Source organism: Streptomyces sp. NPDC006739 (assembly GCF_042869815.1).
Taxonomy (GTDB): domain Bacteria; phylum Actinomycetota; class Actinomycetes; order Streptomycetales; family Streptomycetaceae; genus Streptomyces.
Genome location: NZ_JBIAGM010000004.1, coordinates 41209 through 62092, shown reverse-complemented (window position 1 = coordinate 62092; position 20884 = coordinate 41209). Strand labels below are relative to the sequence as shown.

At 70.9% G+C, this 20884-nt stretch carries 18 protein-coding genes; 12 read left to right on the top strand and 6 right to left on the bottom strand.

Annotated elements, in window-relative coordinates; all coding sequences use genetic code 11:
- The first annotated feature begins 12 nt into the window (after positions 1 to 12).
- On the top strand, positions 13 to 3513 hold the full coding sequence (gene cydD / locus ACFYMM_RS10075) for a thiol reductant ABC exporter subunit CydD (RefSeq protein ID WP_388385364.1): 3501 nt from the start codon (positions 13 to 15) through the stop codon (positions 3511 to 3513).
- Positions 3514 to 3543: 30 nt separating this feature from the next.
- Here the strand turns inward: cydD and ACFYMM_RS10070 are convergent, their stop codons facing one another.
- The 3 genes from ACFYMM_RS10070 to ACFYMM_RS10060 all read right to left on the bottom strand — a co-directional run bounded on the left by ACFYMM_RS10070 (position 3544) and on the right by ACFYMM_RS10060 (position 8218).
- On the bottom strand, positions 3544 to 4431 hold the full coding sequence (locus tag ACFYMM_RS10070) for an HAD-IIB family hydrolase (protein ID WP_388385363.1): 888 nt from the start codon (positions 4429 to 4431) through the stop codon (positions 3544 to 3546).
- A 158-nt stretch (positions 4432 to 4589) separates the two neighbouring features.
- Positions 4590 to 6488, bottom strand: a complete 1899-nt coding sequence (locus ACFYMM_RS10065; protein WP_388385362.1) for an ABC transporter ATP-binding protein — start codon at positions 6486 to 6488, stop codon at positions 4590 to 4592.
- Entirely contained in the window at positions 6485 to 8218 is a 1734-nt protein-coding gene (locus tag ACFYMM_RS10060) for an ABC transporter ATP-binding protein (RefSeq protein WP_388385361.1), read from the bottom strand. The genes ACFYMM_RS10065 and ACFYMM_RS10060 overlap by 4 nt, the downstream gene beginning before the upstream one ends.
- Before the next feature lie 369 nt (positions 8219 to 8587).
- Between ACFYMM_RS10060 and lxmK the strand changes: the two genes are divergently transcribed.
- The 8 genes from lxmK to ACFYMM_RS10020 all read left to right on the top strand — a co-directional run bounded on the left by lxmK (position 8588) and on the right by ACFYMM_RS10020 (position 16610).
- Positions 8588 to 9700 carry a class V lanthionine synthetase subunit LxmK gene (lxmK, locus tag ACFYMM_RS10055; RefSeq protein ID WP_388385360.1) on the top strand — a complete coding sequence of 371 codons (1113 nt, stop codon included), beginning with the start codon at positions 8588 to 8590 and terminating at the stop codon, positions 9698 to 9700.
- Positions 9697 to 10662 carry a T3SS effector HopA1 family protein gene (locus ACFYMM_RS10050; RefSeq protein ID WP_388385359.1) on the top strand — a complete coding sequence of 322 codons (966 nt, stop codon included), beginning with the start codon at positions 9697 to 9699 and terminating at the stop codon, positions 10660 to 10662. The genes lxmK and ACFYMM_RS10050 overlap by 4 nt, the downstream gene beginning before the upstream one ends.
- A gap of 148 nt (positions 10663 to 10810) precedes the next feature.
- Positions 10811 to 11020 (top strand): LxmA leader domain family RiPP, encoded by a 210-nt coding sequence (locus ACFYMM_RS10045; protein WP_388385358.1) that lies wholly within the window; start codon positions 10811 to 10813, stop codon positions 11018 to 11020.
- A 100-nt stretch (positions 11021 to 11120) separates the two neighbouring features.
- Positions 11121 to 11324: a hypothetical protein gene (locus ACFYMM_RS10040; RefSeq protein ID WP_388385357.1), complete on the top strand. Its 204-nt coding sequence runs from the start codon at positions 11121 to 11123 to the stop codon at positions 11322 to 11324.
- Between the two features lie 148 nt (positions 11325 to 11472).
- Positions 11473 to 12435, top strand: a complete 963-nt coding sequence (locus ACFYMM_RS10035) for an LLM class flavin-dependent oxidoreductase (RefSeq protein ID WP_388385356.1) — start codon at positions 11473 to 11475, stop codon at positions 12433 to 12435.
- Complete coding sequence (locus tag ACFYMM_RS10030) at positions 12432 to 13049, top strand: flavoprotein (protein WP_388385355.1); 618 nt, start codon at positions 12432 to 12434, stop codon at positions 13047 to 13049. The genes ACFYMM_RS10035 and ACFYMM_RS10030 overlap by 4 nt, the downstream gene beginning before the upstream one ends.
- Positions 13046 to 13924: a hypothetical protein gene (locus ACFYMM_RS10025; protein ID WP_388385354.1), complete on the top strand. Its 879-nt coding sequence runs from the start codon at positions 13046 to 13048 to the stop codon at positions 13922 to 13924. Before ACFYMM_RS10030 ends, ACFYMM_RS10025 begins: the two co-directional genes overlap by 4 nt.
- A 67-nt stretch (positions 13925 to 13991) precedes the next feature.
- Positions 13992 to 16610: an insulinase family protein gene (locus ACFYMM_RS10020; RefSeq protein ID WP_388385353.1), complete on the top strand. Its 2619-nt coding sequence runs from the start codon at positions 13992 to 13994 to the stop codon at positions 16608 to 16610.
- A 45-nt stretch (positions 16611 to 16655) separates the two neighbouring features.
- Here ACFYMM_RS10020 and ACFYMM_RS10015 read toward each other — a convergent pair whose 3' ends face one another.
- Complete coding sequence (locus ACFYMM_RS10015) at positions 16656 to 16997, bottom strand: transcriptional regulator (RefSeq protein ID WP_388385352.1); 342 nt, start codon at positions 16995 to 16997, stop codon at positions 16656 to 16658.
- Positions 16994 to 17461, bottom strand: coding sequence for a hypothetical protein (locus ACFYMM_RS10010; RefSeq protein ID WP_388385351.1), 468 nt, complete (start codon positions 17459 to 17461; stop codon positions 16994 to 16996). The genes ACFYMM_RS10015 and ACFYMM_RS10010 overlap by 4 nt, the downstream gene beginning before the upstream one ends.
- A 219-nt stretch (positions 17462 to 17680) precedes the next feature.
- On the opposite strand from ACFYMM_RS10010, the gene ACFYMM_RS10005 reads away from it, so the two are divergent.
- Both ACFYMM_RS10005 and ACFYMM_RS10000 read left to right on the top strand, forming a co-directional pair.
- The gene (locus tag ACFYMM_RS10005) at positions 17681 to 18622 is read left to right on the top strand and encodes an ABC transporter ATP-binding protein (protein WP_388385350.1); all 942 of its coding nucleotides are present in this window, start codon (positions 17681 to 17683) and stop codon (positions 18620 to 18622) included.
- Positions 18619 to 19452, top strand: coding sequence for an ABC transporter permease (locus ACFYMM_RS10000; RefSeq protein ID WP_388385349.1), 834 nt, complete (start codon positions 18619 to 18621; stop codon positions 19450 to 19452). Before ACFYMM_RS10005 ends, ACFYMM_RS10000 begins: the two co-directional genes overlap by 4 nt.
- Before the next feature lie 49 nt (positions 19453 to 19501).
- Here ACFYMM_RS10000 and ACFYMM_RS09995 read toward each other — a convergent pair whose 3' ends face one another.
- The gene (locus ACFYMM_RS09995; protein ID WP_388385348.1) at positions 19502 to 20200 is read right to left on the bottom strand and encodes a hypothetical protein; all 699 of its coding nucleotides are present in this window, start codon (positions 20198 to 20200) and stop codon (positions 19502 to 19504) included.
- A 281-nt stretch (positions 20201 to 20481) separates the two neighbouring features.
- Here ACFYMM_RS09995 and ACFYMM_RS09990 point away from each other — a divergent pair, with 281 nt between their 5' ends.
- The gene (locus ACFYMM_RS09990; protein ID WP_388385347.1) at positions 20482 to 20793 is read left to right on the top strand and encodes a hypothetical protein; all 312 of its coding nucleotides are present in this window, start codon (positions 20482 to 20484) and stop codon (positions 20791 to 20793) included.
- Positions 20794 to 20884 lie beyond the last annotated feature (91 nt).

Sequence of the window (20884 nt, the reverse complement as noted above, 5' to 3'; positions counted from 1 at the left end):
GGTGTGTTTCACGTGGAACCAATCGATCCGCGGCTGCTGCGATACGCCCGCGCCACCCGGCTCTTCCTGGTGGCGGTCGTCGGCCTGGGTGCCGTCGGGGCGGGACTCCTCATCGCCCAGGCCATGCTCATCTCCGAGGTGGTGGTCGGAGCCTTCCAGCACGGCCACCCGGCAGCGGAGTTGCGCACCCCCCTGCTGTTGCTGGTGGCCGTGGCGGCCGGCCGGGGCCTGGTCTCCTGGCTCACCGAACTCGCCGCGCACCGGGCGAGTGCGGCGGTGAAGTCCGAGCTGCGCGGGCGGCTCCTGGACCGTGCGGCAGCGCTCGGCCCGGGCTGGGTGAGCGGCCGGCGGACCGGTTCGCTGGTCACCCTGGCCACGCGGGGGGTCGACGCCCTCGACGACTACTTCTCGCGCTACCTGCCGCAGCTGGGACTCGCGGTGGTCGTGCCGGCGGCGGTACTGGCACGGATCGTCACCGAGGACTGGGTGTCGGCGGCGATCATCGTGGGCACCCTGCCGCTCATCCCCCTCTTCATGATGCTGATCGGCTGGGCCACCCAGTCCCGGGCCGATCGGCAGTGGCGGCTGCTGTCCCGGCTGTCCGGGCACTTCCTGGACGTCGTCGCCGGGCTGCCCACGCTGAAGGTGTTCGGCCGGGCCAAGGCGCAGGCCGAGTCCATCCGCCGGATCACCGGTGAGTACCGGCAGGCGACCATGCGGACCCTGCGCATCGCCTTCCTGTCCTCCTTCGCGCTGGAGCTGCTGGCCACGCTGTCGGTGGCGCTGGTCGCCGTGACCATCGGCATGCGGCTCGTCCACGGGGACATGGACCTGTACACCGGACTGGTCATCCTGGTGCTGGCACCCGAGGCGTATCTGCCGCTGCGCCAGGTGGGCGCGCAGTTCCACGCGGCGGCGGAGGGGCTGGCCGCGGCCGAGGAGATCTTCGCCGTGCTGGAGACGCCCGTTCCGGCGTCCGGCTCGGGCGCGGTGCCGACGGGAGCCCTGACCTTCGAGGGAGTGCGGGTGCGGTACCCGGGGCGGTCCTCGGACGCGGTCAGCGGCGCGTCCTTCACCGTCGCCCCCGGTGAGACCGTCGCGCTGGTCGGACCGAGTGGTGTGGGCAAGTCGACGCTGCTGAACGTCCTGCTGGGATTCGTACGGCCCACCGAGGGCCGGGTGCGCATCGGCGCGGCCGATCTCGCCGACGTGGATCTGGAGCGGTGGCGGGCCCGGATCGCCTGGGTGCCGCAGCGACCGCACCTGTATGCCGGGACGATCGCCGAGAACGTCCGGCTGGCCCGGCCCGACGCCGCCGACGACGCCGTACGGCAAGCGCTGCGGGACGCGGGGGCGCTGGACTTCGTGGACGCCCTGCCCGAGGGCGCCGGCACGGTGCTCGGGGAGGACGGGGCCGGACTGTCCGCCGGTCAGCGCCAGCGGCTCGCGCTGGCCCGGGCGTTCCTGGCCGACCGGCCCGTGCTGCTGCTCGACGAGCCGACGGCCGCGCTGGACGGGGCGACCGAGGCCGACATCGTCGCGGCGGTGCGACGGCTGGCGGTGGGGCGCACGGTCCTGCTCGTGGTGCACCGGCCGGCGTTGCTGGACGTGGCGGACCGGGTGGTCCGGCTGAAGGAGACCGGCTCTCCCGCCTCGGCGGCCGCGGTCTCCCGTCCCGGCCTTCCGGGCACGCGCTCCGTCGAGGTGGCGTCGGACGGCGGCCCTCTCGCGGCCGGGTCCGGCACCGACGTCGCGAAGTCACACCGGGGCGTCCTCGCCCGCGTCCGGGCGCTGTCCGGGCCCCGGCGTGGCCGGCTCCTGCTCGCGCTGCTGCTGGGAAGTCTGGCGCTGGGCAGTGCCGTAGGGCTGATGGCCACCTCCGGATGGCTGATCTCGCGGGCCTCGCAGCAGCCGCCCGTGCTGTATCTGATGGTGGCCGTGACGGCGACGCGGGCCTTCGGGATCGGGCGCGCCGTCTTCCGGTACGCCGAGCGGCTGGTGTCGCACGACGCGGTGCTGCGGATGCTCGCCGACACCCGGGTCGCCGTGTACCGGCGGCTGGAACGGCTGGCGCCCGCCGGTCTGCGTACCGCCCGCCGGGGTGATCTGCTGACCCGGCTGGTCGCCGACGTGGACGCGATCCAGGACTACTGGCTGCGCTGGCTGCTGCCCGCCGGGGTCGCGGTGGCCGTCTCCGCCGCCTCCGTCGCCTTCATGGCGTGGCTGTTGCCCGAGGCAGGTGCCGTCCTCGCGGCGGGTCTGCTGGCGGCTGGCGTCGGTGTGCCGCTGCTGACCACCGGGGTGGCCCGGCGCGCCGAACTGCGGCTGGCGCCCGCCCGTGGGCTCCTCGCGACCCGGGTGACCGACCTGCTCACCGGTACCGCCGAACTGACGGTCGCGGGCGCGCTGCCCGCCCGTACGGACGCGGCCCGGCGGGCGGACGGGACGCTCACCCGCATCGCCTCGCGTTCCGCGGCCGCCACCGCGCTCGGCGACGGGCTCACCGCGCTGCTCTGCGGCCTGACCGTCGCGGCCACCGCGCTGGTGGGCGCACAGGCGGTCGCCGGGGGCCGGCTGAGCGGAGTGGCGATGGCCGTTCTCGTCCTCACCCCCCTGGCCGTCTTCGAAGCCGTGCTCGGTCTGCCGCTGGCCGCGCGGTACCGGCAGCGGGTGCGCAGGAGCGCGGAACGCGTGTACGAGGTGCTGGACGCCGCCGAGCCCGTGCGCGAGCCGGAACGGCCCCGGCAGGCGCCCGCCTCGCCCTTCCCGGTCGCGGTCAGGGGTCTGGCCGCCCGCCATGCGGGGCAGCACCGGGAGGCGGTCGCCGGGATCGACCTCACGCTGACGCAGGGCCGCCGGGTCGCCGTGGTCGGGCCGTCCGGGTCCGGTAAGACGACCCTCGCGCAGGTGCTGCTCAGGTTCCTCGATCCGGACGCGGGCTCCTACACCCTCGCGGGCGTGGACGCGTGCGCGCTCGACGGTGACGACGTACGACGCCTGGTGGGCCTGTGTGCCCAGGACGCGCACCTCTTCGACAGCTCGGTCCGCGAGAACCTGCTGCTCGCGAGGAGGGATGCCACCGAGGCCGACCTGCGTGACGCACTGGGCCGGGTCCGGCTGCTCGACTGGGTGGACGGGCTGCCCGACGGGCTGGACACGTTCGTCGGGGAGCACGGGGCGAGGGCGTCCGGCGGACAGCGGCAGCGGCTGGCGCTGGCCCGCGCACTGCTCGCGGACTTCCCCGTCCTCGTCCTGGACGAGCCCGCCGAGCACCTGGACCTGCCCACGGCCGACGCGCTCACCGCCGATCTGCTGGCCGCCACCGAGGGCCGTACGACGCTGCTCATCACCCACCGGCTGGCGGGACTCGACGCCGTGGACGAGGTGATGGTGCTCGACGAGGGGCGGGTGGTGCAGCGGGGGCCGTACGCGGACCTGGTCGCCGTGGACGGGCCGCTGCGTGCGATGGCGGAGCGGGAGGCGGAGGCGGAGTCGCTGGTGGGGGCGCGGTAACGGGGGGAGCGGGCGCTGCGCCCACGGGCGCTACACCCGTTGGGCCAGCATCCGCTCGATCACCACGGCCACGCCGTCGTCGTTGTTGGCGACCGTCCGGCCGGAGGCGGCGGCGATCACGTCCGGGTGGGCGTTGCCCATCGCGTAGGACTGGCCGGCCCAGGTCAGCATCTCGACGTCGTTGGGCATGTCGCCGAAGGCGACGACCTCTTCGTGCGAGATGCCGCGTTCGGCGCAGCACAGGGCCAGCGTGCTGGCCTTGGAGACGCCGGGCCCGCTGAGTTCGAGCAGGGCGCTGGGGCTGGACCGGGTGACGTTGGCCCGTTCGGCGACGGCCAGGCGGGCGAGGGTGAGGAAGGCGTCGGGGTCGAGATCCGGGTGGTAGGCGAGGATCTTGAGGACGGGCTCGTCGGCGCCGGGGCCGCCGGCCGCGAGGAGTTTCTCGGCGGGCAGGAGGTTGTCGGGTATCTCCATGTGCAGCTTGGGATAGTCCGGCTCCTGGTGGAAGCCGTATGTCTGTTCCACGGCGAACACCGTGCCGGGCGCCGCCTCGCGCAGCAGGCGTACGGCGTCGAGCGCGTTCTCGCGGGCCAGCTCGCGGATCTTCACGAAGCGGTGGGCGCCGGGGCCGCCGTGCAGGTCGACCACGGCGGCGCCGTTGCCGCAGATGGCCAGGCCGTGTCCGTGCACATGGTCGCTGACGACGCCCATCCAGCGGGCCGGGCGGCCGGTGACGAAGAAGACCTCGATGCCCGCCTCCTCGGCGGCGGCCAGCGCGGCGACGGTTCTCGGGGAGACGGACTTGTCGTCGCGCAGCAGGGTGCCGTCGAGATCGGTGGCGATCAGCCGTGGCGGGAGGGCGGCGGCCGGGGTCTCGGGCTGTCGAGTCGCTGAGGTCACCGGGCCATTCTCGCGCATATGCCCGCACGGTCGTGCGGGAGTTCGCACAGATGAGTCACAGTGGCGTCACGCATCGCGTCCGGACCGGCTCAGCGCGGCCGGGTCGGCCGCCGCGTATGCCTCGGACCCTGCGCATGCCGTCGGTGTCATGCACCGCCCCCGGCGGCGCCCCCCGCTCAGACCACCGCTCGACCTGGTGGCTGTGCGAACTGCGCTTCGTGGAGCCGCGCGTATGCGCCTCCCGCCGAGAGCAGCATGTCGTGAGTGCCGTGTTCGACGATCCTGCCCGATTCCATGACGAGGATGACGTCCGCGTTGCGGATGGTCGACAGCCGGTGGGCGATGACGAAGCTCGTGCGTCCCGTTCTCAGTTCGGCGAGGGCCTGTTGGATGAAGGCCTCGGTGCGGGTGTCCACCGAGCTGGTCGCTTCGTCCAGGACGAGGATCTCGGGCTCGGCGAGATAGGCCCGGGCTATGGTGATCAGCTGCTTCTCGCCGGCGGAGACATGGGAGCCTTCGTCGTCCATGACGGTGTCGTAGCCGTCGGGCAGCGTGCGCACGAACCGGTCGACGTGCGTGGCCTTGGCCGCCTCGACGATTTTGTCGATGGGGGTGTCCGGGGCGCCGTAGGCGATGTTCTCGGCGATGGTGCCGCCGAAGAGCCAGGTGTCCTGGAGGACCATGCCGATGTGTGAGCGCAGTTCCTCGCGTGGCATCGCGGCGGTGTCGACGTCGTCGAGGGTGATGCGGCCGCTGTCGACCTCGTAGAAGCGCATCAGCAGATTCACCAAGGTGGTCTTGCCCGCGCCCGTCGGACCGACGATGGCCACCGTCTGGCCGGGGCGCACGACGAAGGAGAGATCCTCGATCAGCGGCTTGTCGGCCTCGTATCGGAAGGAGACGTTCTCGAAGGCGACCTTGCCGCGGACGGGCTTGCGGAGCACCGTGCCGACCACGTCGGCAGCCTGTTCGTCGGCGTCGAGGAGTTCGAAGACGCGCTCCGCGGAGGCCACGCCGGACTGCACCATGTTCGCCATCGACGCCAACTGTGCGAGTGGCTGGCCGAACTGCCGTGCGTACTGCACGAACGCCTGCACGTCACCGATCGACAGCGCACCGGCGGCGACCCGCAGGCCGCCCACGACGGCGACCATCACGTAGGTGAGGTTGCCGATGAACATCATCGCCGGCTGGATCAGACCGGAGGTGAACTGGGCCTGGTGACTGGCCCGGAAGAGCTCTTCGTTCTCCTCCCGGAACGTTTCCGCCGCTTCCCGCTGCCGGCCGAAGACCTCCACCAGCATGTGGCCGGTGTACATCTCCTCTATGTGGCTGTTGAGTCTGCCCGTCGACTGCCACTGCGCGACGAAGTGGGGCTGTGCCCGCTTGCCGACCTTGGCGGTGAGCACGACCGACACCGGCACGGTCACCAGTGCGACGAGGGCCAGCAGCCAGGAGATCCAGAACATCATCGCCAGCACTCCGACGAGCGTCAGCAGCGAGGCGACGATGTGGCCGAGGGTCTGCTGCAGCGTCGTGGCGATGTTGTCGATGTCATTGGTCGCGCGGGAGAGCACCTCACCCCGCGGCTTCGTGTCGAAGTAGCTCAGTGGCAGCCGCCCGAGCTTCCCCTCGACCTCCTCGCGCAGCCGGAACACCGCCCGCTGCACCACCGTGGTGACGGTACGGGCCTGGATGTAGCCGAGGACCGACGCCACGGCGTAGATCAGCAGCGCCCACAGCAGGATCCGGCCGAGCGCGTCGAAATCGACTCCGTGGCCCGGTACGACGTCCAGCCGCCCGATCATGTCGGCAAGGGTCCGCTGCCCGTGCGCACGCAGGGTTCCGACCGCCTGTTCCTTGGTGATCCCGGCGGGCAGCCGCCGTCCCACCACTCCCGCGAAGATCAGGTCGGTCGCACGGCCGAGGATCTTCGGCCCGACGACGGAAAGGGCCACGCTGCCGGTGGCCAGCGCCAAGGAGCCGACCAGCAGCGGCCGTTCGGGACGCACTGTGCGGACGAGCCGTTCGAGGGTTCCGAGTGTCCGGGGCGTGCCCTGCGCCGGATGGCTCATGCGGCTTCCTCCTCGGTGAGCTGGGAGAGAACGATCTCTCGGTAGGTCTCGTTGGTTTCCCTGAGGGCGCAGTGGGTTCCGGTGCCGACCACGCGTCCCTCGTCGAGCACGACGATGCGGTCGGCATCGCGGATGGTCGCCACGCGCTGGGCGACGATCAGCACGGTCGCGTCACCGGTTTCACGGGCGAGAGCGGCCCGCAGGCGAGCGTCGGTGACCTGGTCGAGCGCGGAGAAGGAGTCGTCGAAGAGGTAGATCTGCGACTTGCACACCAGGGCCCGGGCGATGGCCAGCCGCTGGCGCTGGCCACCGGAGACGTTGGAACCGCCCTGCGCGATGGGCGCGTCGAGCCCCTTGCCCGTCGCTTCGACGAAGTCGCGTGCCTGCGCGACGTCGAGGGCGTGCCAGAGTTCCTCGTCGGTGGCGTCCGGGCGGCCGTAGCGGAGGTTCGAGGCGACGGTCCCGGAGAAGAGGTAGGGCTGCTGGGGCACGATGGACACGGCCGCGGAGCGTGTGGCGGAGTCCAGTTCACGTACGTCCACGCCGTCGATACGGACGGTGCCGGATGTGGCGTCGAACAGACGCACCGCCAGGCCGACCAGCGTGGACTTGCCGCTGCCCGTCGAGCCGATGACGGCGGTGACCTCCCCGGGCCGGGCGTCGAAGGAGATGTCCTTGAGCACGGGCTCGTCGGCCCCCGGATAGCGGAACCCGACGCCGGTGAACTCCAGACGGCACGGCCCCCGCAACTCCGTGACCGGTACGGGGGGCGGCTGGACGCTGGAGTCCGTCGACAGGACCTCGTGGATGCGCTCGGCGCACACCTCGGCGCGCGGCACCATCATGAACATGACGGTGGCCATCATGACCGCCATGAGGATCTGGCTCAGATAGCTCAGGAACGCCGTGAGCGCACCGATCTGCATGTGCCCTTCGTCGATGCGGCGGCCGCCGAACCACACCACGGCGATGCCGGCGCCGTTGATCACCAGCATGACGGCGGGGGACATGAGTGCCATGAGCCGTCCGGTGCTCAGGGACATGTCGCGCAGGCCGGTGTTGGTGCCGGTGAAGCGTTCGCGTTCGTGCCGGTCCCGGACGAAGGCCCGGATCACCCGGACGCCGGTGATCTGTTCCCGCAGCACGCGGTTGACCTGGTCGATCTGCTCCTGCAGCCCGCGGACCAGCGGGCGCATGCCGCGAAGAACCAGCACCACGACGACGGTGAGCACCGGCACGACCAGCAGGAGAAGAGCGGACAGCGGCACGTCCTGACGGAGTGCCATGACGATGCCGCCGACGCACATGACGGGCGCCGTCACCATCAGCGTGAGCGCCATGAGCACCAGCATCTGGACCTGCTGGACGTCGTTGGTGGTCCGGGTGATCAGGGAGGCGGCCCCGAAGCGGCTCAGCTCGGCACCGGAGAAGGACTGGACACGCCCGAAGACGGCGGCACGCAGGTCGCGACCGACAGCCGCGGAGATGCGGGCACCGAGCAGGACGGCACCGAGAAGACAGACGATCTGCAGCAGGGTCACCGCGGTCATGACCCCGCCGGTACGCAGCACGTACGCCGTGTCGCCCTTCACGATGCCTTTGTCGACGATGTCCGCGTTGAGGGACGGGAGGAAGAGCGTCGCGAGAGTCTGGGCCAGCTGGAACAGCACGAGCAGTGTCATCGGCCGGACATAGGGCTGTAGATGGGGCCGTGCGAGTCTGATGAGCACGCGAATACTTTCAGGATCGGATGGATCGGACCTGAGCGCCGATGTGTGGACGGTGGCCGGACGCAGGCGTCTCATCGGCTCCGGCACGGGGCGTTCCCGTCGCCGGATGCCACGTTAAATTGCCCGGGCTGCCCAGGAAACGGGAATCCGCGCCGTATGGCTGGCATTGCGGTGCCACGCGGTGGCAGCGACATGCCAGCCTGGAATGTGGCGCAGCGGTGCGGGCAGCTGACAGTGTTGTCCGTGCACGATGGTGCACGGGGGATATTCATGGGGGCTCTCGCGCATGGTGCGGCCGACGCTGCTGCCATGCGACTTCCCCGACCCTCGCATGATTCGGCTGCAGGTGTCTGTAAGCGCTCGGGGGAAATGATGGCGAAGGTCGGGTACGCTCCGTCGGACCTCGATTCCGTTCCGGAAGTGGATTCGCTGCTGGAGCGTCTTGGTCTCGGGGCGTTCGACAGGGGGACGCTCGCGTCCGCACCGGGACGCAACGATGCGTGGACCGGGACCACGACCGGGGGACACAAGGTCTTCGCCAAGCGGCTCCGGGGCCCCGAGGACGACGTACGCGGACGCCTGGCCAGACTGCTCGCGTTCGAGAGCTTCGCAGGTGGCGGGCGACTGGGCGCCCTGAACCACCCCGTCATGCTGGGCAGCGACCTCGCCGCCGGGCTGGTCGTCTTCGAGTGCGTCGACGGTGCGCGCAACGGCGCGGAGCTGATGGTCGACCAGACCTTCGACGACGCCCTCGCGTTTTCCGCCGGTCAGGCGATCGGCAGTGTGCACGCCACTGATCCCGGTGCCGCGGAGTTGGAGACCGAACCGCCCTCCCTTCCTGCCCCGCATCTTCTTCGCGGAATTCCGGAGAGCATTTTCGGCAATATGAGCTTCGGGCAGATTTCGGCGTGGACTCTGATGCAGAACGACCCAGAGCTGATCGAGGGGGTGGAATCGCTCCTCGATGCGGAGCGTCGTGCGGAAAAGGTACCGGCACACTGCGATCTGAGAGTGGACCAGTTCCTTGTCCGTAATGACGTGCTGTATATAGCAGACTGGGAGGAATTTCGCCTCGCGGATGCCGCCCGCGATGTCGGCGGGTTCGCTGGAGAATGGCTCTACCGGTCGATCCTCGACATTGTCACGACACGTGGAGAGGCGGAGGGCGGCTCGGCTTTCGTGGACTTCGAGCTGACGCACGATCTGATCGTCAGCCGCGGTGTCGAGAAGCTGGAGCGACTCCGTCCGCGTATCGAGCACTTCTGGCGCGGTTATCGCAGCGTACGCCCGCAGGCCGGTGCCGGCCTGCGGGAACGCGCGACGGCCTTCGCCGGCTGGCACGCGCTGGACCGGCTCATGGCAAGTGCGTCCCGGACCTCCCGTCTTTCCGGGATCGAGCGGGCCGCCGCCGGAGTGGGGCGGGCTGCCCTGCTCGCCCCCGCGAGGTTCGCCACCACTCTTGGACTGGAGGAGACCGTATGACGGCCACGGACACCCTGTCGCTGCCCGGGCAGCTCCACCGGGTACTGGACCAGGTGCGGATCGCCGAAGAAGTCACGGCCGCCACCGTGGGGGACCGGGAGATCGAGGCGGACAACGCACGCGATCTGCAAAGGCTGCTCTCGGCCGCGCTGTACGACGTTCTCCATGCCGGCATGGACGCCGAGCCCGGACCACTTCCGTTCCACATCCGGTCACCGGAGTTCGAAAGGCGGCTCGCCGGTGCCGTTCCCCACCGGTCGACCCAGGCGCCGGCGGTCGTCTGCGCCACTCCCGGGGCAGGGGACGACTCGGTTCTCCTCCGGCGCGACGGCGTGCGGGTGTGGACGGCACGGGACAAGGTGCTGACTCCCGGCCCGCTGGTCGAGGGGCAGCACGTCATGGTCTCGGCCGCGGCGGCCAGGCCCGCCCTGTCTCCGGGGTTCTTCCTGGTCGACGGCTCGCAGCCGGTGCTGCGACGTGGCCCGGTGCTGCGGGTCTACGTCCATCTCACCGATCCGGAAAGTGCCGTGGAAACGTGGCGCGCCGCTCTGCGGCTCCTGGAGGACGGGCAGGCGCACTACCGGGCGAAGGTCTTGTCCAGCGGGCGGTTGTACCCGCGCCGGGATGCGCTGGTGGTGTACCTGCGGGACGGATCGTGGGACCTCGCGGGAGTCCTGGCGGAAGCGCTGGACGGCCGGCCGGGCATCGGAGACGGCGTCTCGCTGTTCGCCCGCCCGCTGGCGAAGGGCGTCGCCGCGGCCTGGGAGCCCAGCGACCGGCGCACGGGCATGCAGGGGCTGAGTTTCGGCCAGCACCGGGCGGGCGTGCTCGCCCACGCCCTGATCGACCATGCGAAGGGCGCGGGCCCGCTGCACGAGAAGGTCGCCGAACGGTTCGCCGAAGCCGGAATCGCCTTGGGGGACCTGGCGGCCAATACCGATTCACCGGAGGGCGTCATCTGACGCGTCCGTATCGGTCACACCGTTCGCCATCACTGTCGGCACAGAACCGGCTTGGAGCGGTTGCAGGGAGCGAGTGCACGCGCTGCCTGCTTCCGGCCCAAACGGGTCCGGAACGAAAAACACAAGTGATCAACAAAAGGGGACGACAATGAACCACAATGCCGCCACCATGGAGCTGGTCGCCGGTTACGGCGCGTACGCCGACGTCGCCGAGCTGAACGCCGCCGCGGCCTCGGACGCGCCCGCGACCACCTTCGTCTGCGTCTCCGTCATCTCCCTGGAGAGCTCGGGCGCGTGCGCCAGTGCGGCCTCCGCCGCCGCGAGCGTCATCACCTCCACCTTCGACAAGGGCTGCTGACACCCCGTCGAAGAACACCTCGCCGGCGTGCCACGCGCCGAGGGCGAGGAACCCATTACCCCCTGCCGGTCGCCCCGGCTTCACGAAAGCAGGTTTCACCATGACGCAGAACACGATCGCCATGGAGCTCGTGTCCAGCTACGGCGCGTACGTCAGCGCGGACGGCCTGGCCGCCGACGCCCTGACCGACGCCCCGGCCACCACGCCGGCCTGTGTCGCCAGCGTCGTCTACACCGTCGAGAGCGCCGCCGCGGGCTTCTCGGTCTCGCAGGCCGTCACGGCCACGTTCGACCACGGCTGCTGAACGGACCGTTGCCGGACAGATGCTGGTGAGCCGCAGCGGGTGCCGGTGGAGACGGCGCCCGCTGCGGCGGTCTGCGTGAGTTCAGGGCTTCCCGGAAAACTCTTCCTCAAGCCACGCGGCCGACGCCAGAAATACTTGGAGAACTTCCGTGGCTGTGATTTCCGTACTCGTTCCCTTTGTGCCGCACCGGCCCGAGCATATCGTTCCGTATGCGGCATACCTGCAGTGGAGCCCGGCGCACCGCCTGTGGCAGGGACAATCGACGCTGGTGGAGGCCGGTCAGGCATTCGCCTTTGCGGCGGGCGCGGGGTTCCGGGTGCCGGTCGGGACAGGCGTGACCCTGATGCCGCTGCGCCACCCCTATGAAGCCGCGCTGCAGGCCAGGTCACTCGCCGCCACGACGGGCCACCCGGTGGTGGCGGGATTCGGGCCCGCCGCGGCGGTGTTCCAGCAGGGTCTGATGGGCGCCCCCTATGCCAGCCAGTTGACGGCCGTCGCCGAATACGTGTCCGCGGTACGGGGCCTGCTCGGAACCGACGGTGTCGAGCAGCAGGGCGAGTACTTCCCGATGCGTACGGGTCTGCATCCCCTGCCGACACCGCCGGTGGAGGTGGGGCTCGGCGTGCTCCGGCCCCGCATGGCGCGCGTCGCCGGGGAGCTCGCCGATGTCGCGATCACCTGGCTGACCCCCGCGGACTATGTCCGGGACGTGGTGTCGCCCAGCCTGCGCGAAGGTGCGGAGCGCGCGGACCGCAAGGCTCCGCGTGTGGTGTCGATCGTGCCGATGGCGGTGAGCCGTCCGGACCGCGATCCGGTACGGCTCGCCCGCGCCAGCAACACGGGCCACCTGACCATGCCGCACTACCGTGACATGCTGCGCAGGGCCGGTATCGAGACGGACCCCGCCGACCTCGTCGCCGGCGCCAAGGGACTGCTGGACGGAGGGGCCTTCCTCTACGGACCGGTCGAGGAACTGGCCGAGCGCATCCGGTACTTCTGGGCGTCCGGAGTCGACGAGGTCGTCGTCAACCTCACCGGGGTGTACGCCACGTACGGTCCCCAGACCGCGCTCCACGAGCTCGACGAGATCGTGCGGGAGGCGGCTCCGTGACCGTCGCCGGAGCGGCGGGCCTGTCGCCGCTGGGCCTGTCCCGGCTCCTTCTGGTGGTCACGGGGTCCTCGTCGGCCGCGACCATGCCCTTCTGGCTCAACTGGCTCGGCGAGATCCACCCCAAGACCGAGGTCAAGGTCGTACTGACGCGCAGCGCGCAGCGGTTCGTCACCCGGCAGGGCATGTCGGGCCACCGGTCGGGAGAGGCACTCGTCGACGTCTGGCCGGACGACGACGGCTGCGCCCGGCACGTCGAATGGGCCGAATGGGCCGAAGGGTTCCTGGTCTACCCGGCGACCTTCCACTTCCTCGCGAGGCTCGCGCTCGGCCTCGCCGACAGCCCGGCCCTGCTGGCCGCCCAGTGCACCACCGCGCCGCTGGTCGTGGCACCGGCCCTGCCGCCGGGCGGCTGGCAGAGCCCCGCGTGCGTCCACCATGTGACGGCCCTGTCGGCTCGCCCCGACACGGTCGTGCTCCCGCCGCGTCCAGGGATCAGCAAGACCACCGGACGCCCGGACGCCTGGGCTCCGGGGCTCTTCCCGCACGCCATGGACGAGTTGCAGCGCCTGCGCCATGAGCGGGCCGCCCGTCCCGGTGAGGAGGCGGACGGATGACGCCCGCGGAGGCGGGCGCCCGCAGCCCTGTCCGCTCGTACGGCACGGGGCTGCTGCGCACCACCGTACGACCCGGCCCCGAGGGCGGATGGCTGTGGCGCCGTCAGCCCGGGCCGCAGGCGCCGCGGGCCTTCGCCGCCGTGCCGGCCGCCCTCACCGGGCCGATCGCGGACCTCGGCGGCAACGGTCCGGACCGGCTGGTCCCGGGCCGGGAGGACGGCGCCGGACGCCGCTACCTGGTGACCGGCGAGGAGTCGCTGGCCGCCCGGCTGCTGCGGGACGGTCCCACGGCGGAAGCGGAGACAGCACTGCAGGGCGTCGGCACCCTGCTCGCCCGCCTGCACCGGCTGCCCCCTCCCGTCGGCGTCCCGTCCGATCGACAGGCCGGCCTGGACCGCCTCGCCCACTGGCTGTCGCGAGAGGCGGACGCGGGCCCGGCACGCGAACTCCTGCGCACGTCCCTCGGCGAGGACCGGTGGGGCGTCCTTCGCGCGTGGTATTCCGAGACGGTCGCCGACACCCGGCACGTGCTCTCCCACGGCGGCCCCTCCCTCGGCGCGGCCGTCATGGGCACGGCAGGGGTGGAACTGCTGACCGGCGAGGACCTGTGCCTGGCCCCGTGGTACGCGGACCTGGGCTGGGTGGCCGGAGAGCTGGTGGAACTCGCCTGGCAGCAGGGAGGCGACCACACACGCTGGCAGGCACTGCTGACAGCCCTCTACACCGGCTACGGCCGCGATCTCGGAGCCCGCTGGAACCGGGCCGCGGCCCTGCGCACCGCGCTTCACCTGTACGACTTCAGCTCCTACGTGGCGTGGCGGCCACAGCAGGTCCGTCGCTACGCCGGATTCCTGTCCTTTCTCATCGACCTGTGATGACGAGGCCCGAACTGTGACGACGAGACGCCAACCGACAGCCGACGAGCCGGGTGCACCGGGGCCGGTGCGCACGGTCCTGCCCAACGGACTGCGGCTCCTGCTGGCGCCCGCGCCCGAGCTGCCCCGCGTGGCCGTCTGTGTCACCTACGGGGTGGGTTTCCGCTCGGAGCGCCCCGGCGAGGAAGGACTGGCCCACCTCTTCGAGCATCTGATGTTCCGGGGCAGCGCGAGCCTGCCCGACGGCCGGTTCTACGAGCACGTCCGCCGGCTGGGCAGCGAAGCCAACGGAACCACGCACCAGGACTACACGGACTACTACCAGGTGGTCCCGTCGGCCGGCCTGGAACTCGCGCTCTTCAGCGAAGCGGACCGCATGCGCGCACCGCGGTTCACGGCACGCGTCCTCGCCGAACAGCTGGAGGGCGTCGAGGCCGAGATCAGGGAGCGCACCGTCGACCGCCCGCTCGGCGGATTTCCCTGGCCGCTGCTCCCCCAGGCCCTCTTCAGCACGCACCGTGACGCCCATGACGGATACGGCGACCCCGAACGGCTGAAGCGGACGACACTGCAGGACTGCGCCGACTTCTTCGACGCGCATTACTCCCCCGGCAACGCGGTTCTCACCCTGGTGGGCGGATTCGATCCCGGGGAAGCGCTCCTCCTGGCCGAACGGCACTTCGGTGGTATACCGCCGCGCCCCCGTCCGCCGCGCCCGGAGCCGGCCGAGCGGGCCGAGCGGGCCGAGCGGGCCGAGCCGGCCGCCGGCAGCGGCTCCGTCCTGACCTGCGCCGAACCGGGGATACCCGGCACCGCGGTCGCCCTGGGGTATCAGCTCCCAGGGCCGGAAAAAGGCCTGGACCGGTACCTCGCCACCATGGTCGTCGCCGGAATGCTGAGCGGGGGCGGCGCGCGCGACGACGCGGGACGCGCCTGGAGGACGAGCGGCAGCTGCGGTTTCTTCGGCCCGTTCGACGCCGTGAGCCCGGACGCGCTCGTCGTCGCCGGGCTGCTGCCGGGCGCAGCGGCGCCCGAGGAGTTCACGACGGCCGTGCGGTCGTCCCTCGCACGGTGGGCCGACGGGGACGTCTCCTGCGAGGACGTGGACGCGGTGCGCCGCCGCCTGCGCGTGGAGCACGTGCGGTCCCACAGCGATCTGCGCGCCCGCGGTCGCGCCCTGGGGCGTCTGGAACTCCTGTACGGGCGGGCGGAACTGCTCGACGAGATACCGGACCGCCTCGCGACCGTGCGCGCCGATGACGTGGCCGGCGCCGCGCGGGCTCTCGCGACGGCGCGGCAGGGGCTGCTGGTGATCGAGCCCGCACCCGTGCGGAGACGGCCGGCACCCTCCGGTGCGATCGGGGAGCCGGACGGGCGGCGGGGACTTCGGGCCGGCCGTGCGGCCGGGAGGGCGGCAGGGCGGGCGGCGGCCGGTGAGGGCCAAGGGCCCCTTCCGGTACCTGCGATGGGGAAGTTCCGGCACGCCGTGTTCCGCTCCGCCGGGGACGAGTTGCTGCCCGACGGGCTGCGCGTCGTGGCCGTAGAAGACCCCCGGGGAACCGTGGCCGAGGTTCGGCTGCGGGTTCCGCTCGGCTCACTCGGCCTGACCGGACCACATGCCGTCAGGGACCTCCTGGGCCACCTCGCGGGACCCGCCGTCCTGGGCGCCCTTCCCCCCGCGTCCGGCGCGGCATGTGTGGTGCGGACGAGCCCGGACGGGCAGTGGCTGGAGGCCCTGGCCCATGCTCCGCATGACGAGCTGGAGGCGGGGCTGGCAGCGGTCGCGACCGTGGTGGCGGCCGTCGCCGCGGACGGGCTTGGGCCGGTGACTGACGCGGGGGACGTCGCGGCGGCATCCGGTGCCGAGTTCGGGCAGCTCTTGGAACGGGCCCTGTGGGAGGGGGGACGGAACCAGGACGGGCCGAACGAGGCCGTCCGTCCCGGCCTTCACGGCGGCTGTCTTGTCGTCGTGGGCGCACTGTCCGCGGGCGCGGCGCTGAGCCTGGCGAGGCGGCTGCTGCCCTCGTCCCGCGCCGCCGGTTCCGCTCGTGCCCGCACCCGAATGCCCTGGAAAACCGGCGAGTTGGCCGAGACGGACCAGCCGGGCTCGGCGCAGGCCGGTTTCCTCCTCTGCTCCCCGGAAACGGCCGGCGCCGAGGAGGAGGCCGCGCGCTATCTCACCACCGCCCTCTTCGGCGGCTACTACGGATCACGGCTGGCCGCGGCACTCGGCGGCCCGGGAACGCCTGCCGGGGAGATTCTCGTCGGGCGCGATCGCTTCGTGGGCCTGCGGCGAGCTTGGGTACGGGGGCGCGCGACGGGTGCGGAGGCGGCGAGGCTGCTGGACGTCGTATGCCGCGAGACGGACCGTTTGGCGCACGAACCTCCCCGGGCGGCCGAGCTCGCACAGGCGGCGGAGTTCTGTGCCGCGCAGATGACGTCCGCCTTCGACTCCCCGGGGGCGCTCGCCGATGCCCTCGCCCGGTTCGGAGCACTGGGCTGGCCGCCCGAGTCGATCACCACGCTTCCCGGAAGACTGCGCACGGTCACGCCCCAACAGGTCTGCGAGGCGGCTCAGCGGCTCTTTGGGCACGAGTCGCTCGGCGGAGCCGTGCTGGGCGACCGCACGGCCCGGGAGGAACTGAACTCCGTGTGGGCACGGTGGCACCGTGGATGGAGCGCATGACGTACGGAACGCCCCCGGCCGCTGCAGGCGTCCGGAGGACGCCTTCTAGCCGCCCGCCGCGGAGTCCAGGGACGCTCCGAGCGCCGCCGCGCCGGCTGCGATCTCCTGCAGCGCGGCCAGATGGCCGGTGAGCGCCTCCCTGCCCTCGGCGCTCAGGCGAAGCCAGGTTCTGGCCCGCTTCCCGACGTAGCCCTTGCGCACGTGGATGTACGAGGCCGCCTCCAGACGGGCGACCACTTTGCTCAGGGCGGATTCGGACATCCCGCACCCCTCGCGGACGGCCCGGAACTCCGCCTCCGCGCAGCCGGAGAGGAACGCCATCACCGCGAGCCGGGTCGGGTGATGAATCAGCTCGTTGAGCACCGGAGGGCGTGGGCCGGCGTTCACGCGGGCCTGGCCATGGAGCGCTCCCGGTGCAGCACCAGCCAGTTCACCAGGCCGCCGCTGACGCCGACGGTGATGAGCAGACCTCCCGGTCCGAAGGCGAAGAACAGCACGAAGGCCAGGACGAGCGGCGCGAGGTACGCCGCCGCGAGACGGCGCCCGCTGGTGCACCGGGGGACGGTCTGGATGATTCCCGGCCGGCGTTCGATCCACTGGGCGAGGACGCACTGGACCGCGAGCAGCAGGGCGCCGGCGAACTGGAACCCCGTGGTGAGCTGCCAGGGCGCGGTGCGGACGACCCACTGCAGGCCGATCAGGACGAACCCGGCGGCGAACAGCAGGCCGTTGGCGGCCGGATACCACGCGGGGATCGGCCGGGGCCGTTCCGCGGCCGCGGCCCTGGCGGTCTCGGCGATGCGCAGTGCCGCCGCGGCGCTCGCGGCACTGTGGGCGGGTGTTTCATCCATCGGCAAGCCTCCGAAGTCCGGTGCGGGACTGACACTTGCAAGACTGACATTTACATTCCTGCTAGGCAAGTACTAGCGTGACAGGCATGCAGGTTGGTGCGCAGCCACGACCAGGCGTGCGCACAGCCGCACCGCACCAGGAGACGCAAGCAAAATGGGGGATACACCTATGTTCCACGGGCTCGACAAGGGCACCGGTCACAGGCCGGGACACGGGGCATGACGGTGCCCGCGGACACCGCTCCGCCGACCGACGACACCACGTACGACCTCGCGATACGCACCGCCGGGCTGCGGATGCGGTACGGACAGCGCGATGTACTCGACGGACTGGATCTCGAGGTCCGCCGCGGTGAGCTGTTCGCGCTGCTCGGCCCGAACGGCGCGGGCAAGAGCACCACGATCGAGATCCTCGAAGGCTACCGACGCCGTTCCGCGGGCACCGTCGAGGTGCTCGGACTGGACCCGGAGCGGGACGTCCCCTCTTGGCGGGCGCGGATCGGCATCGTGCTCCAGTCCAGCCGGGACCACGGCCGCTGGCAGGTCGGGGAGATGCTCGACCACTTCGCCCGGCACTATGCCGACCCCTTCGACGCGCCGGAGCTGATGGAGCGGGTGGGCCTGGCGGCCCAGGCCCACCAGCCGCTGAGCACGCTCTCCGGCGGTCAGCGCCGGCGGCTGGACGTCGCCATGGGCATCATCGGCCGCCCCGATCTGGTGTTCCTGGACGAGCCGACAACGGGCTTCGACCCCGAGGCACGCCGCGACTTCCACGAGCTCATCGCGGAACTGCGCGACGAACGCGGCATGACCATCGTGCTCACGACGCACGACATGACAGAGGCCCAGACGCTCGCGGACCGCATCGGCATCCTGCAGACCGGCCGCCTCACCGCCGTCGGCACGCTCGGCGAACTCGCGGCGGCGGCCAGCGCCAGGTCCGAGGTCCGGTGGACGGACAGGGACGGAGTGGCGCGACGGCGGCTCACCGAGGACCCGTCGCGGACCGTCTGGGAACTGCACCAGCACTTCGACGGCCCGATACCCGGAATCGAGGTGCGGCGTCCCACACTCGAGGACACCTACCTCGGCATGGTCGGTACCGATCTGCCCGAGGCGGCCGACACCGCCGTCACCGCCGCTCGTACGGAGGCATCGTGAACACCTTCCGCCTCGGCCTGCAGCGCGGCGCGATCGAGCTGCGCCAGATACTGCGCACCCGCAAGGACTTCTACGCGTACCTGTCGACCCCCGCGCTCTTCCTGGGCATCAGCTATTGGCGGTCCGGCGGCCACCAGGGAGGGATGACGCAACTGACCCTGGCCGGCGGCATCGCCTCGACCATCTTCATGTTCGGCCTGATGACGGTGCCGCAGTTCCTCTTCGGCGACCGCGAGGACGGGACCCTGCTGCGGCTGCGCGGCATCCCCGGAGGGATGACGGCCTACCTGGTGGGCAAGGCGCTGTTCGTCCTGGTCAATCTGCTCGTCTCGGTCGTGCTGCTGCTCGTGGGCGGCGCCCTAATGCTGGGAGCCGATCTGCCCGGCGGTCCGGGGCAGTGGGTCACCCTGTGCTGGGTGGTGTTCCTGGGCATCGCCGCCGTGGTGCCGATGGGCACGGCCATCGGGGCCGTACTGCCCGCGGCGCGGGAGGCCCTGGCTCTCTACATCATGCCTGTCATGGGCCTGATGTTCGTCTCCGGCGCCTTCTCACCGCTGCGGAACCTGCCGTCCTGGCTGCAGGACTTCGCCTCGGTCTTCCCGCTGCGCTGGATCGCCCAGGGGGTGCGCTCGTCCCTGCTGCCCGACAGTGCCAAGGCCATGGAGCCGACAGGGAGCTGGCAGCACCTGCCCATGCTCGGCGTGCTCGCCGTCTGGGTTGCCCTGGGCTTTGTGCTGGCTCCCCGGTTGCTGCGCCGGATGACCAGCCGCGAGTCCGGCAGCCGGCTCTCGGAACGCGAGCAGAGGCGACTGGCCAAAACGGCCTACTGACGAAGCGGCCGGTCCCGCACAGAACAGTGCAGGACCGGCCGATTCATCATCAGGCGCTGATGTACTCACGCGCGACGAGTGCGGCTTCGGTACGGCTCGACACACCGAGGCGCTCATAGAGGTCGGCCACGCGCCGGTGGAACGTCCGAAGCGAGACGCCCAGCTCACGGGCACGGGCCAGGTCCTTGCCCGGCTTGAGGATGAGAGCGAGGAGTTCTTGGTCGGCGGGTGTCAGACAACAGGACTCCTCCGCGACCTGCCCGAGTCCGCCGGCCTGCTCCCACGCCTGCGAAAAGAGGTCCCGCACGACGGTCACCAGATCGGGCTCCCTCGTCACCACCGCGCCGTCCTCCGGATCTTCGGAGTTCGTACAGAAAACGGCTGAACGGTTGTCGCAGATCAGCAGATTGCTTTTGAGTTCCGCAGCGATCCGCACCCCGGCGCCGGCGGCGCTGATCTGGCGGGCGTACGCGAGAGCCGATGCGTCCTTCAGCACGCTGGGGTCAAGCAGATAACGTATCCTCACGCCGCGTCTGAGCCACCGGAACGTCAGGTATTCATAAAGCTCCCAGCCGGTAGGTGTCAGCCGGTCCAGCCGGAGAGCGCCGAGCACTTCGTAATGGGTGACGAAGGCCACGTTCTCGATATGGTCGCGTATTTCTGCGGATCCCCTCAGGCGGTGTACCCGTACACCGCCTTGGTGACCCTCTGTCGGCACTGCAGCGGTATCCGCATAAAGCGGTTCCATGACAGACATTGTTCCCCCTGAGGCCCGTTGGGGCCTTGAATGCGACTCGGTCTGGTCAGGACCCTTCCGCTCGATCGCAATGAGCCGGAATCAGTCTCCGGGATCATACCGAGTCATCGATCGTCCTTCCAGTGTTCCCTCCTGTGGTTCACAGGTATTTGACCGTTTTGCGCGCAGTGTCGCAGGTAAGTATGTGTTGCGTACCGTTGTTATCCAGGTCGAACGGTCGGGAGATGGCCTATCATGCCGACTGTTCCCGAATGAGTGAAAGGATTCCGTCAGTGATCTATCTGCCATTGCCGAACCGCCCCACGCCGCCCGATCTCACACCCGTCGTAAAAGCCATTCAGGATGCGCTCAACAACGCCGACGACACAGAGCGTCCGGGATTGCGAAAGGCGCTCGACATCGTGGACGAGTTCGCCTCGGCCGACCGGTCCCCGGCCACGGAGGAATGGGCGCGAAAGGCACTTGCCGTCGCCGGGGTCGACCCTTCCACCAAGGAGATCAAGGCGGTTCAGGCGCTCCGGGCGGCACGGCCGAGCCTGGGAATCAAGGAAGCCACCGCTCTGGTCCGGTCTCTGAGGTCGTAGTTCCCCCGATTCGGCATCGAGCCGGCCTTCCTGAACCCCCGCTGCCGGACCCCGCGACGAGCACTCCTGATACCGACGTAGGCTCGGTGGC

Excerpts from the sequence above, each read along its gene's own strand:
- ACFYMM_RS10070 (WP_388385363.1), bottom strand. The coding sequence starts at position 4,431 with ATGCGCGAGAATGGCCCGGTGACCTCAGCGACTCGACAGCCCGAGACC.
- ACFYMM_RS10065 (WP_388385362.1), bottom strand. The coding sequence starts at position 6,488 with ATGAGCCATCCGGCGCAGGGCACGCCCCGGACACTCGGAACCCTCGAA.
- lxmK (WP_388385360.1), top strand. The coding sequence starts at position 8,588 with ATGATGGCGAAGGTCGGGTACGCTCCGTCGGACCTCGATTCCGTTCCG.
- ACFYMM_RS10050 (WP_388385359.1), top strand. The coding sequence starts at position 9,697 with ATGACGGCCACGGACACCCTGTCGCTGCCCGGGCAGCTCCACCGGGTA.
- ACFYMM_RS10045 (WP_388385358.1), top strand. The coding sequence starts at position 10,811 with ATGAACCACAATGCCGCCACCATGGAGCTGGTCGCCGGTTACGGCGCG.
- ACFYMM_RS10040 (WP_388385357.1), top strand. The coding sequence starts at position 11,121 with ATGACGCAGAACACGATCGCCATGGAGCTCGTGTCCAGCTACGGCGCG.
- ACFYMM_RS10025 (WP_388385354.1), top strand. The coding sequence starts at position 13,046 with ATGACGCCCGCGGAGGCGGGCGCCCGCAGCCCTGTCCGCTCGTACGGC.
- ACFYMM_RS10010 (WP_388385351.1), bottom strand. The coding sequence starts at position 17,461 with ATGGATGAAACACCCGCCCACAGTGCCGCGAGCGCCGCGGCGGCACTG.
- ACFYMM_RS10005 (WP_388385350.1), top strand. The coding sequence starts at position 17,681 with ATGACGGTGCCCGCGGACACCGCTCCGCCGACCGACGACACCACGTAC.
- ACFYMM_RS09995 (WP_388385348.1), bottom strand. The coding sequence starts at position 20,200 with ATGGAACCGCTTTATGCGGATACCGCTGCAGTGCCGACAGAGGGTCAC.